At 68.2% G+C, this 13010-nt stretch carries 13 protein-coding genes; 7 read left to right on the top strand and 6 right to left on the bottom strand.

The features are described 5' to 3' along the window. Positions 1-27: 27 nt before the first annotated feature. From VXJ37_RS02065 to VXJ37_RS02050, 4 genes are read right to left on the bottom strand one after another with little or no spacing between them, the layout of a single operon-like run. Entirely contained in the window at positions 28-1404 is a 1377-nt protein-coding gene (locus VXJ37_RS02065) for an MFS transporter (protein WP_331321410.1), read from the bottom strand. Further along, positions 1401-1907: a winged helix-turn-helix transcriptional regulator gene (locus tag VXJ37_RS02060; RefSeq protein WP_331321409.1), complete on the bottom strand. Its 507-nt coding sequence runs from the start codon at positions 1905-1907 to the stop codon at positions 1401-1403. Before VXJ37_RS02060 ends, VXJ37_RS02065 begins: the two co-directional genes overlap by 4 nt. Before the next feature lie 51 nt (positions 1908-1958). Beyond that, on the bottom strand, positions 1959-3122 hold the full coding sequence (locus VXJ37_RS02055; protein ID WP_331321408.1) for a cystathionine gamma-synthase: 1164 nt from the start codon (positions 3120-3122) through the stop codon (positions 1959-1961). Between the two features lie 27 nt (positions 3123-3149). Then, the gene (locus VXJ37_RS02050) at positions 3150-4535 is read right to left on the bottom strand and encodes a cystathionine beta-synthase (protein WP_331321407.1); all 1386 of its coding nucleotides are present in this window, start codon (positions 4533-4535) and stop codon (positions 3150-3152) included. Positions 4536-4594: 59 nt separating this feature from the next. Between VXJ37_RS02050 and VXJ37_RS02045 the strand changes: the two genes are divergently transcribed. After that, the gene (locus VXJ37_RS02045) at positions 4595-5782 is read left to right on the top strand and encodes an SLC13 family permease (RefSeq protein WP_331321406.1); all 1188 of its coding nucleotides are present in this window, start codon (positions 4595-4597) and stop codon (positions 5780-5782) included. Between the two features lie 12 nt (positions 5783-5794). Here the strand turns inward: VXJ37_RS02045 and VXJ37_RS02040 are convergent, their stop codons facing one another. After that, on the bottom strand, positions 5795-6199 hold the full coding sequence (locus tag VXJ37_RS02040; protein ID WP_331321405.1) for a VOC family protein: 405 nt from the start codon (positions 6197-6199) through the stop codon (positions 5795-5797). A gap of 156 nt (positions 6200-6355) precedes the next feature. Between VXJ37_RS02040 and VXJ37_RS02035 the strand changes: the two genes are divergently transcribed. From VXJ37_RS02035 to VXJ37_RS02025, 3 genes are all read left to right on the top strand, one after another. Beyond that, complete coding sequence (locus tag VXJ37_RS02035; protein ID WP_331321404.1) at positions 6356-7342, top strand: DNA-3-methyladenine glycosylase family protein; 987 nt, start codon at positions 6356-6358, stop codon at positions 7340-7342. 151 nt (positions 7343-7493) lie between these two features. Next, positions 7494-8564: a glucose 1-dehydrogenase gene (locus VXJ37_RS02030; RefSeq protein WP_331321403.1), complete on the top strand. Its 1071-nt coding sequence runs from the start codon at positions 7494-7496 to the stop codon at positions 8562-8564. Then, a complete protein-coding gene (locus tag VXJ37_RS02025) occupies positions 8561-9562 on the top strand; it encodes an aldose 1-epimerase family protein (RefSeq protein WP_331321402.1) in 1002 nt (333 codons plus the stop codon). The genes VXJ37_RS02030 and VXJ37_RS02025 overlap by 4 nt, the downstream gene beginning before the upstream one ends. Before the next feature lie 100 nt (positions 9563-9662). Here the strand turns inward: VXJ37_RS02025 and VXJ37_RS02020 are convergent, their stop codons facing one another. Then, positions 9663-10157: a MarR family transcriptional regulator gene (locus VXJ37_RS02020; RefSeq protein ID WP_331321401.1), complete on the bottom strand. Its 495-nt coding sequence runs from the start codon at positions 10155-10157 to the stop codon at positions 9663-9665. A gap of 94 nt (positions 10158-10251) precedes the next feature. On the opposite strand from VXJ37_RS02020, the gene VXJ37_RS02015 reads away from it, so the two are divergent. The 3 genes from VXJ37_RS02015 to VXJ37_RS02005 are packed head-to-tail and all read left to right on the top strand — an operon-like array spanning position 10252 to position 13009. Beyond that, on the top strand, positions 10252-10719 hold the full coding sequence (locus VXJ37_RS02015) for a hypothetical protein (protein WP_331321400.1): 468 nt from the start codon (positions 10252-10254) through the stop codon (positions 10717-10719). Beyond that, positions 10716-11357, top strand: a complete 642-nt coding sequence (locus tag VXJ37_RS02010; protein ID WP_331321399.1) for a gluconate 2-dehydrogenase subunit 3 family protein — start codon at positions 10716-10718, stop codon at positions 11355-11357. Before VXJ37_RS02015 ends, VXJ37_RS02010 begins: the two co-directional genes overlap by 4 nt. Beyond that, a complete protein-coding gene (locus VXJ37_RS02005) occupies positions 11354-13009 on the top strand; it encodes a GMC family oxidoreductase (protein WP_331321398.1) in 1656 nt (551 codons plus the stop codon). The genes VXJ37_RS02010 and VXJ37_RS02005 overlap by 4 nt, the downstream gene beginning before the upstream one ends. Position 13010 lies beyond the last annotated feature (1 nt).

Genomic DNA, 13010 nt, shown 5'->3' with positions numbered 1-13010 from the left:
CCTAGCGGCCGGCCGGAGCCCCGGCGCTCAGGCGGCCGCCGGCTCCGCGTCCCCCGCCGTGGCAGCCTCTGACCGCTGCCTGCGGATGGTGGCGCTGATGACCGCGGCGATGGTGCACATGGCCGCAGCACCGAACCAGGCGTACGTGTAGTGCCCGGTGGCGTCGCGCAGGGCCCCCGCGGCGATGGCGGCCGCCGCGGCTCCGAGCTGGTGGGCCGCGAAGACCCAGCCGAAGACCACGCTGCCGTCCGCGCCGAACGTCTCGCGGCAGATGGCGGCAGTGGGGGGAACGGTGGCCACCCAGTCCAGGCCGTAGATCACCACGAACACGATCATGCTGGGCTGCACCTCGGCGTTCAGCAGCAGCGGGAGCACCAGCAGGCCGATCCCGCGGAACTGGTAGTAGACGGCCAGCAGGACCCGGGGGTTGAAGCGGTCGGTCAGCCAGCCGGAGGCGATGGTGCCGATGATGTCGAAGATCCCGACGACGGCGAGCAGCCCGGCAGCTGTGGTTTCGGGCATGCCGTGGTCGTGTGCCGAGGGGATGAAGTGGGTGCCGATCAGGCCGTTGGTGGTGGCGCCGCAGATGGCGAACCCGGCGGCCAGGGCCCAGAAGGTCCGGATTTTGCTGGCGCGGCGGAGTACCTGGAGGGCGCGGACGGCTGCGTTGGTGCGCGGCTGGTCGTCCGGAACGGCCGTGGTGGCTCGTGGCTGCTCCTCAGGGCCGGCCTCCACGGGCGCACCGTAGGGCAGCACCCCGACGTCGGCGGGCGAGTTCTTGAGGAACTTCAGCACCAGCGGGACAACGGCCAGGGCGCCGGCGGCGATCAGCAGGGACGCCTGCCGCCAGCCGGGGTCCTGGGCCAGCAGGGCGATGAACGGGAGGAAGACGAGCTGCCCGGCGGCGCTGCCGGCGGTAAGGATGCCAATGACGAGCCCGCGGCTTTTGGTGAACCAGGTATTGGCGATCGTGGCGGCGAAGACCAGGGCCATGGAACCGGTCCCGAGTCCGATCAGCAGCCCCCACGTCAGCAGGATCTGCCAGGACTGGTTTACCAGCACAGTGAGGGCGCTGCCCATGCCGATCAGGACCAGGGCGGTCGCCGTCACTGCCCTCACCCCGAATCTTTCCATCAGGGCCGCGGCGAATGGGGCGGTCAGGCCGAAGAGCACCAGGTTGATGCTGACTGCCGCCGACAAAACGGTGGTTGACCAGCCAAACTCCTGCTGGAGCGGGACCATGAGGACGCCGGGGGCGGCACGGAAGCCGGCGGCGCCTACGAGGGCCAGGAACGCTACGGCGGCGACGATCCAGGCAGGATGGAGCCGGCGGCGGGAAGTGCGAGGGCCGCCTGTTTCGGCCTGGCGGGCGGGGACTGCTGCTTCATCGGGCAACGTGCTCATGCGGCGGGCTCCTTGCCGGATGCGGTGGACAACGGGATGGGCTGTTCTGACCTGGAGCGGCTGTGCCAGCTGGTGTTCGCGGCGGTCAGCCGTTCCCCGCACCAGGAGCAGGTGTCGGCCGAGGTGGTGGACTTCCCGCAGCCCGAATGGATGACGTACAGGTGGGCCTGGGCCGAGGGCGCGGGCAGGTGCTTTTCCGCCCAGATGGTGACCGCATTCAGGACCGGGAGGGCATCTTCGCCCATGGGAGTGAGGACGTATTCCTGGCGGGTGCGGCCGCCGTCGTCGTACGCCTTCTTCTCCAGGAGCCCGGACTCCACCAGGCCCGCAAGGCGTTTGGTGAGGACCGAGTCGGCCACCTCGAGGCGCGCCTTCATGGCGTCGAAGCGCCCGTTGCCGAAGAAAACCTCGCGCAGGACCAGGACGGACCAGGGGTCGCCCAGGATGTCCAGGCCACGAGCCATGCTGCAGCTGCGTTGGGACCAGTCGGATCGAAGAGGCATAGGGGAACCCTAGCTGACTTCTTTCAAGAAAGCCAGGGGTCCGGGGTGACGTTACGGGATGTTGGAGAAGGCCTGGTCCAGGTCCGCGATGAGGTCCTCGGCGTCCTCGATGCCGCAGGAGAGCCGCAGCAGGTTGACCGGGACGGCCAGCTCGGTGCCTTTGACGGACGCGTGGGTCATCTCCGACGGGTAGTTCATCAGCGATTCGATCCCGCCCAGGGACTCCGCCAGCGTAAACACGGAGGTGGACTCGGCCACCTTGCGGGCAGCTGCTTCGCCTCCCTTGAACTGCACGGAGACCATGCCGCCGAACTTCCGCATCTGGCGCTTGGCCAGCTCATGGCCAGGGTGGGTGGGCAGCCCCGGGTAGAGCACGGCCTCAACCTCAGGGCGTTCCAGCAGCCACTCGGCCACCGCCTGGCCGTTCTCGCTGTGCCGGTCCATGCGGACGCCCAGCGTCTTCAGTCCGCGGGTGGTGAGGAACGCGTCCATGGGACCGGACACTGCCCCAACGGCGAACTGGACGAAGCCGATCTTCTCCGCCAGCTCTGAATCCTTGACCACAACGGCGCCGCCCACCACGTCGGAGTGGCCGCCGATGTATTTGGTGGTGGAGTGGACCACAACGTCGGCACCCAGGGCGAGCGGGTTCTGCAGGTAGGGGGACGCAAAGGTATTGTCGACCACCAGGAGGGCGCCGGCGTCGTGCGCTATGTCAGCGAGCGCCACGATGTCGGTGATCTTCATCAGCGGGTTGGACGGCGTCTCCACCCAAACGAACCGGGTCTTGTGCGCTGCCACGGCGTGGCGGACCCGGTCCAGGTTCGCCATGTCCACCGGGGTGTTGCCGATCCCCCAGTCCCCCAGCACCCGGCTGATCAGCCGGTAGGTCCCGCCATACGCGTCGTTCCCCAGCACGATGTGGTCTCCGGGGCGGGTCAGTGCACGGATGAGGGCGTCCTCGGCGGCAAGGCCGGAGCTGAAGCTGTACGCGTGCGTACCGAGTTCCAGCGCGGCGAGCTGTTCCTGCAGGGCATCACGGGTGGGGTTGCCGCCGCGGCCGTACTCGTAGCCGCTGCGCAGGCCACCGATGCCGTCCTGGGCATACGTGGAGCTGAAGTGCAGCGGCGGGACCACGGCGCCGGTACGGGGCTCGAACGCCTGGCCGGCGTGCACGGCGCGGGTGTTGAAACCCTGATTTTCAGAGGCAGTCATGGGTGCTCCTTTACGGGGTAGCGCAAATTAGTTGCTGAGGTAGGCCAGCAGGTCGTGCCGGGTGAGGATACCCACGGGCGCGCCCACGAACGTGACCATCAGGGTGTCCGCGTCAGAGAGCAGTTCCCTGGCCGCGGAGATGGTTTCCAGCGATCCGATCACGGGCAGCTTGGGGCCCATATGCTCGGAAATCTTGTCTGTCAGCTTCGCTTCGCCGCGGAACAGCTTGGCGGTCAGCGTCCGCTCATCGACTGCGCCGAGGACTTCGCCCATGACCACCGGCGGCTCCTGCGACAGGACCGGGATGTGGCTGACGCCGAACTCGTTCATGATGTTGATGACGTCGCGGACGGATTCGTTGGGGTGGATGTGCACCAGGTCCGGCAGTTCGCCGTTCTTGGATTTGATGACCTCCCCTACCGAGGTTTCCTCGCCCCCGGAGAGGAAACCATAGGAGCGCATCCACTGGTCGTTGAAGATCTTGGCCAGGTAGCCGCGGCCCGAGTCGGGCAGGATGACGACGACGACGGCGCTTTCCGGCAGGTCGCGCGCCGCCTGCAATGCGGCTACTACGGCCATCCCTGAGGAGCCGCCCACCAGGAGGCCTTCTTCGCGCGCCAGCCGGCGCGTCATGGTGAAGGAGTTGGCGTCGCTGACGGCGATCACTTCGTCAGGGACGGACTTGTCATAGTTCGCCGGCCACATGTCCTCTCCGACGCCCTCGACAAAGTAGGGGCGCCCGGTGCCGCCTGAGTAGACCGAACCTTCGGGGTCCGCGCCGATGATCCTGACCACCCCGCCGTCGGACTCCGGCCGGTCAGCCGAAACTTCCTTGAGATACCGGCCAGTGCCGGTGATGGTGCCGCCGGTGCCGGCGCCGATGACCACGTGCGTGACTTTGCCATCGGTGTCCCGCCAGATCTCGGGGCCGGTGGTCTTGTAGTGGCTGCCCGGTGCTGCCGGGTTGGAGAACTGGTCCGGCTTGTAGGCGCCGGGCGTCTCCCGGGTAATCCGGTCCGAGACGCCGTAGTAGCTGTGCGGGCTCTCCGGCGGGACTGACGTAGGGGTGACCACCACTTCGGCGCCGTAGGCCTGCAGCACGGCCCGTTTGTCCTCGCCCACCTTGTCAGGGACCACGAAAACGCACTTGTAGCCCTTCTGCTGCGCCACCAGCGCCAGCCCCACACCGGTGTTGCCGGAGGTCGGTTCCACGATGGTGCCGCCCGGCTTCAGCTTGCCCTCGCGTTCGGCGTCCTCGATCATCTGCGCCGCGATGCGGTCCTTGATGGAACCGCCCGGGTTCAGGTACTCCACCTTGACCAGGACGGTGGCCTTGATGCCTTCCGTCACGTGGTTGAGTTTGATGAGCGGGGTGTTGCCGATGAGGTCCAAAATGGACTGGGCGTACTTCATAGGTACAAAGCTACCGCTTCCTGCACACGCTTCCCCGTCCGGGGTGCGAGGATAGGCCGGTGAAGCAGTTCGCATGGCTGAAAGCCGCCCGGAGCTACCTGCTGCCTGGCGTGACCCTGGCGGCAGGTTTGGCCACCCTGGCCGTCGGCGCCCTCCCCGTCCCGGCCTTCAGCGAGTTGGCCGGGCGCACCATTCCCATCCTGGCCTTCGTCCTGGCCATGTCCTTGGTCACGGAACTGGTGGATGAGGCCGGACTGTTCCGGGTGGTAACCGACAGGCTTGCCGCCCTGGGCCGCGGACGGGTCTTCCTGCTGTGGCTCCTGGTAGTTGCGGTGGCCACGGTGTCCACGGTGTTCCTGTCCCTGGATACGACGGCGGTGCTGGTGACGCCGGTGGTGGTCCTGCTTGCCGTCCATGCCCGGATCCCGCCGCTGCCATTCGCGATGACCAGCATCTGGCTGGCCAATACCGCCAGCCTGCTGCTGCCGGTGTCCAACCTCACCAACCTCCTGGCACAGGACCGGCTGGGCCTGAGCCCGTGGAGCTTCGCGGGACTGGTGTGGGCTCCAGCCCTGGTTGGCCTTCTGGTTCCCCTTGTCCTGCTGTGGGCGGCGTTCCGGGGCGACCTGCGCGGGACCTACGGGCCGCAGCCGGCGCGCCCCGTCCGGGACCGCACCCTGCTGAAGGCTGCGGCAGTCACACTCCTTGTCCTGTTGCCTGCCCTGGTGTCCGGCTTGCCGGTCCAATATCCGGCCCTGGCAGCCGCCGCCGTCCTGCTGGCGGTCTTCCTGCGCCGCCGGCCCTCCGCCCTGCGGTGGTCCATGGTGCCCTGGCGGCCGCTGATGCTGACGGTGGGCCTGTTCATGCTCATGGAAGCCCTGCACTCACATGGCCTGACGGCGTTGCTGGCAGGCGTGGCGGGAACCGGGGACGGGCTGCCAGCCCTGCTGCAGCTGGCCGGCCTGGGTGCGGGCGCGGCCAACGCAGCAAACAACCTTCCCGCCTACCTGGCGCTGGAACCCGTGGCGGGGTCACCGGCCAGGCTCGCCGCCCTTCTGATCGGGGTGAACCTCGGCCCGCTGGTGACTCCGTGGGCGTCCCTGGCCACGCTGCTGTGGCATGAGCGGCTCCGCGTGCTGAACGTCCCCATCAGGTGGGGCGGGTTCGCGGTTGCGGGGATGGTGGCCGTGACACTGACGCTGCCGCTCGCCGTCCTGGCTCTTTGGGCGGCATCCGGTATGCCCTGACGGGGCCGCGGGTCAGCTGCCTGCGGCCTGGTCGCCGCCGGCAGGCAGGTTCTGCCAGAGGCCCATGACGTTGCCCTCGGGATCCCTGAAGTAGGCGGTGTAACCCATGCCCGGAATTTCGTTCCTGGGCATGACCACCGAGCCGCCCTGCTCCTCCACGCTTCTAAGCGTGGCGTTGATATCCGGCACATCGACCGTCACAACCGGGCCGGTGATCTGTCCTTCCCTGGCCATCATGCCGCCGTTGATGGCACCCGGCGCAGTGGGCTGGCCGGCATCATCCATGTCCGTGGTGATGACCATGCTGTAGTCCATGCCCGGGACGGGCTCAATCCGCCAACCGAGCACCTCCCGGTAGAACTTCCTGGCCCGTTTCTGGTCGTCCGCGGGGATCTCGAAATGCACTACGCCGCCCATGGCTGCCCTCCGTGTTTCTGTGGGTCGCGGTTCTTTTGGAGCACCCCTGCGTGCCGGCTGCCCGGGTGCCACACGCGGCGATCCTAGCGCGGGGACGGGATGCGAATAAGGGCCCATGGTCCCGGCGCTGTCACGGGGCGTGGGACGATGGAAGGCATGACGATCGCAGAGGCACCTCCCCGGCTGGCAGCCGCGGCGGACATGTCCCTGCGCTGGTATCCGGAGGCGCCGTACAGCCTTTCCCGCACCCTGGCGCCCCTCCTGCGGGGCCACAGCGATCCTTCTTTTTGCGTGCAAGGGGACGTCATCTGGAATGCGTTCACCACGACGGACGGTCCGGCCACCATGCGGCTTGCGCCCGCGGGCGGCGGGGACGCGGGTGGCCCGTTCGTGGACGTCCAGGCGTGGGGCCCGGGTGCAGCAGCCGCCACCAGGACGGCGCCCCGGCTGTTGGGATCCGACGACGACTGGCAGGATTTCGATGATCCGGCTTTCCATGCCACGCTGCCGCGCATGGTCCGCGAAGCCCGGCGCCGCAGCCTGGCCGTCCGGCTGCCGTCCAGCGGCCGCATGGTGGACCAACTGGTGCCGATCATCCTGGAGCAGAAGGTGACGGTCATTGAGGCGCGGCGCGCCTACCGCTACCTGGTGCACCGGTTCGGGACCCCCGCACCCCGCGCCGGAATATCCACGCCGCCCGGGCTGGTGGTGGCACCAACGGCTGCGCAATGGCTGCAGGTCCCCAGCTGGGAGTGGCACAAGGCGGGCGTGGGACCCCAGCGCTCGGCCACGGTAATGCGTGCGTTGCGCTCCGCCGCGGCGCTTGAACGCCTCGCTGCGGTGCCTGCGCTGGAGGCAGCTGCGAAGATGCAGGTGATCCCGGGCATCGGGGTCTGGACCGTGGCCGAAGTGGTGCAGCGTACCCACGGCTGCCCCGATTCGATTTCGGTGGGCGACTACCATCTCGCGGCCTACGTGGGGGCTGCGCTCACCGGGCGGCGGACCGACGACGCCGGGATGCTTCGGCTGCTCGAACCCTGGCGCGGGCACCGGCAGCGCGTGGTCCGGATGATCCAGGCCACGGGCTTCCGCAAACCCACGTTCGGCCCGAGGATGACCATCCAGGACCACCGGGCGCACTGACCTGCTTCCGGCGCGTTGCCGGAGCGGGCACCCCCGGACCATGCATCCACCCCTCCCATGAATGCCGGGCCGCCCCAACCCTCCCGAAACCGTTGCGTCTGCGCAAGTAATGAAAGAGACTGGCAGTACGGCTTCTGCTTGAGGAGAAACGATGCGTGCATTGACGGTAACTCCCGGAAAGAAAGACTCACTCAACCTGCGCGAGGTTCCGGAGCCCACAGAGGGCGACGGCGGCGTGCTGGTGGAGGCGCTGGCCGTGGGCCTGTGCGGAACCGACAGCGAAATCATCGCTGCGGATTACGGTGAGGCGCCCCCGGGCCAGGACTATCTGGTGCTGGGGCACGAGAACCTGGGCCGGGTGCTGGACGCTCCCCCGGACTCGGGACTGGCCAAGGGGGACCTGGTGGTGGGCATCGTCCGCAGGCCGGACCCGGAGCCCTGCAAAGCCTGCGCCGCCGGGGAATGGGACATGTGCCTCAACGGCAACTACACCGAGCACGGCATTAAGGGCCTCGACGGTTTTGCCCGGGAACATTGGCGGGCGGACGCGGAAGCAATGGTGAAGCTGGACCCGGGCCTGGAGGACGTGGGCGTCCTGCTGGAGCCCACCACCATTGTGGCCAAGGCCTGGGAGCAGATCAACCGGATCGGGAAGCGGGCCTTTTTCGATCCCCATACTGCCGTGGTGACCGGGGCCGGACCTGTGGGGCTGCTCGCCGCCCTGCTGGGGGTCCAGCAGGGCCTGGACGTCCACGTCTTCGACGTCGTCACGGACGGACCCAAACCGCAGCTTGTCCGGGACCTGGGCGCCACCTATCACAGCGAACCGCTGCCGGATTCCGGAATCAAGCCCAACGTCCTCGTGGAGTGCACCGGCGTCACTCCGGTGGTGCTGGAGGCACTGACGTGCCGGGCCCAGGACGCCGTCACCTGCCTGACCGGAGTGTCCGGAACGGGCAAGCAGACAGGGGTGGACGTGGGCGCGCTCAACCGTGAGGAAGTGCTGATGAACGGTGTGGTGTTCGGCAGCGTCAACGCCAACCGCCGCCACTACGACGCGGCCGCACAGGCACTGGCGGCGGCGGACCGGGACTGGCTTCGCCGCCTGATCAGCCGCCGCCTTCCGCTGGAAAACTACGCGGATGCTTTCAAACACCAGTCCGACGACGTCAAGGTGGTCCTGGACCTAAAGGCCCCCGGCCTTGGAAACCAGCAGCCATGACCACCCCGGCCGACTCCCGGCAGACCGGCGGAACGCCCCTGCTCCCCTCCGGCCGGCAATACCGCATTGCCTTTGGCAGCCAGACCGCCACGGTGACGGAAGTGGGCGGCGCACTGCGGGAATACCGGCAGGACGGGAGGGACCTGGTGGACGGATACGGCCCGGAGGACGTCTGCACCGGTGCCCGGGGGCAATCGCTGATCCCCTGGCCCAACCGGATCAGGGGCGGCAGCTACCAGTGGGAAGGCCAACGCCTCCAGCTGGACCTGAGCGAACCGGACAAGGGCGGGGCGATCCATGGACTCACCCGCTGGCGGAACTGGAGCGTCCTGGAACATACCCCTGACGCCATTTCCTTGGCGTACACCCTGCATGCCTGCCAGGGCTGGTCCTGGGTGCTTGACTGCCGGCTGGACTACCGGCTTGGCCCCGAGGGGCTCAGCGTCCGGACGACCGCGGTGAACCGGAGCCCCACGCCCTGCCCCTACGGCACAGGCGCGCATCCATATTTGAGCCTGGGTGTGCGGGGCGGGACCCCAGGCCCCGCTGCAGTCACCGGAGCGATCGACGCCGGCCTGGTGCAGGTGCCGGGGCGCACCTTCCTGCCGGTGGACGGGCGCGGCATTCCAACGGGACACGAGCGGGTGGACGGCACGGAATACGACGTGAGGGAACTGCAGCAGCTGGGTGGCCGGCACATCGATGTGGCCTACACGGACCTGCTGCGGGACGAGGACGGGGCCGCCCGGGTGAAGCTGGTACACGCAGACCGGTCGGCAGGCGTGGAACTCTGGGTGGACAGGGCCTACCCCTACCTGGAAATCTTCACCGGCGATACCCTGCCGCAGCCGGACCGGCGGCGTACCGGGCTGGGAGTGGAACCCATGACCTGCGCCCCGGATGCCTTCAACTCCGGCGAAGGCCTGATCACGCTGCAACCCGGCCAGTCCCACAGCGCGGCCTGGGGCATTAACCCCAATCCGGCGCTCCAGCCGTAAACGAACTTCGCTCCGTTCCGTAGCACCATAACTATTGCGCTAACGCAACTGCAGGCGTTGAATGATGGGTATGGGGTTGCCGCACCGGATGCCGGGCAGTTTAAATCCCGGCTCCCAACGTAAAGCGACCGTCGGAGGTCCCCTGACCCCCGGCGGCGGCCGCGAAGGCCTCCAGGGCCGCGGCCAGCGCAGGGCGGCGGCCGGCAGGCATCCTCGACACCACCTCGGCAATAGCCTGCCGGCGGTGCTCCAGCACGGTATTCACCAGATCCCTGCCCTTCCTGCTCAACTCCAGCCGGATGTACCGGCGGTCAGCCGGGTCCTCCCGCCGCTCGAGCAGCCCGGCCATCACCAGCCGGTCACAAATGCGGGTGGCATTGGACGCATGCACGCCGAGTTCGGCGGCCACTCCGCCAAGGTTCTGCGGACCCCGGGAGTGAATCAGCACCAGCACCCGCAGTTGCGGGGTACTCACGACGTCCTCCACCTCAGCAACCGAGTGGGCCACAACCCGCAGGAGGACATCCGCCGCGCCCATCACTGCTTCGACCTCGCGGCTGGAGGGCACTCCGTTGGTTGCTGGGGAAATATCCATGACACCAGTTTCCTCCGATAGTTGATGCTCCGCAAAGGTTGCGGGTGCGCACGCGGTCTGCGGTAACGGGACCGCCCGGCAGAAAGGGAAAATCGTGAGAACACACCCCGCACAGCGAACCGTGGCGGAGACCGTCCACGGTGTCGACCGGCTGGTCAGGAACGTTCAGACGGGCCGGTTTGAACGCTCGCTGTCGGCCCTGACCGCCGTCGGAGCCTTGGTCACGGCGGCGGAAATCTTCCTTGAGCATGACAAGGCGAGCTTCGGCAACAAATGGATGTGGGCCCCGGTTGCCCTGGGCCCATTGGGTGCAGCAGCGGGGGTGGCCGGAGTTTTCAGCCGCCGTATGGCCAAGACAGCCCTGCCGCTGGCCAGCGCGGCGATCGTGGCCAACGGGCTGCAGGGCACGTGGCTGCACCTGCGGGGCATCCGGCAGAAGCCGGGTGGCCTGTCCAACCTGCGCTACAACCTGGAGATGGGGCCGCCGCTGTTCGCACCGCTGCTGGTCACGATGGTAGGCGGCATGGGCTTGCTGGCGTCGGTGCTGAGGAGGGAACCGTGACCGGCCTCCCCCTGGCAGATGCCGATGGCGGCGGCCGCTACCCTGGCTTCAGTGCCCTCGCCCAGGCGCCGCACTGGGACCCGGTGACGGCCGCCGTCGTGCAGGGCAGGATGGCCCTGCCTCCGGACGTCCGCTTCTTCACCCCTGCGGAGGAAGCCGCGGCGCGGGCCCTCTTCGACCAGTTGCTGGACCAGCATGCCGAACCAAGGGTGCCGGTGGTGAACATGGTGGACGCGCGGCTGGCGGAAGATGAAACCGACGGCTGGCACTACGACAACATGCCGCCGGACGGTGCGGCCTGGCGCGCATCCCTCGGTGCACTCGACCGGGAGGCGCAGTCGCGGGAAGGCTGCACGTTCGCGTTGCTCGCACTGGACGGGCAGGCCAGGCTGCTGCAGGACATCTGCGACCTCGGCCAGGACCTCTGGCACGGCCTGCCGGCTGACCGGGTGTGGGGGTTGTGGACGCGGTACGCCTGCACCGCGTTCTACTCCCATCCCCTGGCGTGGGACGAGATCGGCTTCGCCGGTCCGGCCTATCCCCGCGGCTACAAGAACCTGGGTGTGGACCGGCTGGAACCGTTCGAAGTGCGGGACGTGCGGCCTGAAGCGGATCCGACCCGTGGGGCTGACAGATGAGCAGCCTCCGTGAGCGGAACGAGTCTGCCTGGCTGCTGCCCGCGGGTCCAGGCACGAACCCGAAACTGCGGGACCGGATGCGCCGGTATGCCGACGACGATGAGGTGGACGTGGTCATTGTGGGCTGCGGTGCCGGGGGCGCCACCTTGCTCCAGCGCCTTGCACGGGCAGGCTGGCGGGCGGTGGGCCTGGACGCGGGCCCGTTCTGGGACCCCGAGCAGGACTGGGTGAGTGACGAAGCGGGCTCGCACCACCTGTACTGGACTGAGCCGCGGGTGATCGGCGGCTCAGACCCCGTGCCCCTGGGGTCGAACAATTCGGGCCGGGGCGTGGGCGGATCCATGGTGCATTTCGCCGGCTACACACCACGGTTCCATCCCAGCGATTTCCGTACCTTCAGTTGGGACGGAGTCGGGGCCGACTGGCCGCTGGAGTACGGGGAACTCCGGCCGTTTTACGAGGACATCGAGGCCGAGCTTCCAGTCTCGGGCGAACGCTGGCCCTGGGGCGATCCGCACGGCTATCCCCACCGGCCGCACCCCGTCTCCGGGAACGGGGAACTCTTCCTGAGGGGCGCCAACGCCTGCGGGATCACCGCAAAGGTGGGTCCGGTGGCCATCGCCAACGGCCGGTTCGGCAACCGGCCGCACTGCATCTACCGGGGCTTCTGCCTCCAGGGCTGCAAAGTCAATGCCAAGGCGTCGCCGCTGATCACGCACGTCCCGGACGCCCTGGCCCACGGCGCCGAAATCCGCCCCGACTCCATGGCCACGCGGATCGGGTTCGACGAGCGTACCGGCCTGGCCACCGGCGTTGAATATGTCCACGAAGGAATAAACAGGTTCCAGCGCGCCCGCATTGTTGCCGTGGCAGGGTATTCGATCGAAACACCACGGCTCCTGCTCAACTCCACCTCGCCGCGCTTCCCGGAGGGCATGTGCAACGACTTTGACCAGGTGGGCCGGTACCTCATGGTGCAGGGCGCACCCCAGACCGCCGGGCGGTTCCAGGCCGAGGTGCGGATGTGGAAGGCCCCGCCACCTGAAGTCAGCACGGAGGACTTCTACGAAACTGACCCGGCGAAGCCTTACAAGCGGGGATTCTCCATCCAGTGCGTTTCCCCGCTTCCCATTACGTGGGCGGAGCACGTGGCAGCACAGGGACACTGGGGCGCCGCGCTTCGGCGCTACATGAGCGACTACCCGCACTGGGCCTGCCTGGGCGCCCTCTGCGAGTTCCTCCCCCTTGGGGAGAACAGGGTGACGCTGGCGGAGGAAACGGACCGCCATGGCATTCCCGTGGCCCGCTTCAACTACACCCAGTGCGACAACGACAGGCAGCTGATGTCTGCCGCGCAGCAGGTCATGGAGCGGATCCTCACCGCCGCGGGGGCCCAGGAAGTGATCACGATCAACCGCTACGCGCACCTGGTGGGCGGTGCACGGATGGCCACGGGCGAGCAGGACGGGGTGGTGGACCGCAACCTGCGCAGTTTCGCCGTACCCAACCTCCTGGTCACCGACGGCAGCGTGCTGCCCACCCAAGGCAGCGCAAATCCCGCCCTGACCATCATGGCGCTTGCGGCCCGTGCCGCGGGCGTCCTGGTCCAAGGCGCCCGCAGGGGCACCCCGATGAGCACGAAGGAAGACTGAT

It is taken from the genome of Pseudarthrobacter phenanthrenivorans, assembly GCF_036455295.1.
GTDB lineage: Bacteria > Actinomycetota > Actinomycetes > Actinomycetales > Micrococcaceae > Arthrobacter > Arthrobacter phenanthrenivorans_C.
This window is presented reverse-complemented; position numbering and strand designations above follow the sequence as displayed.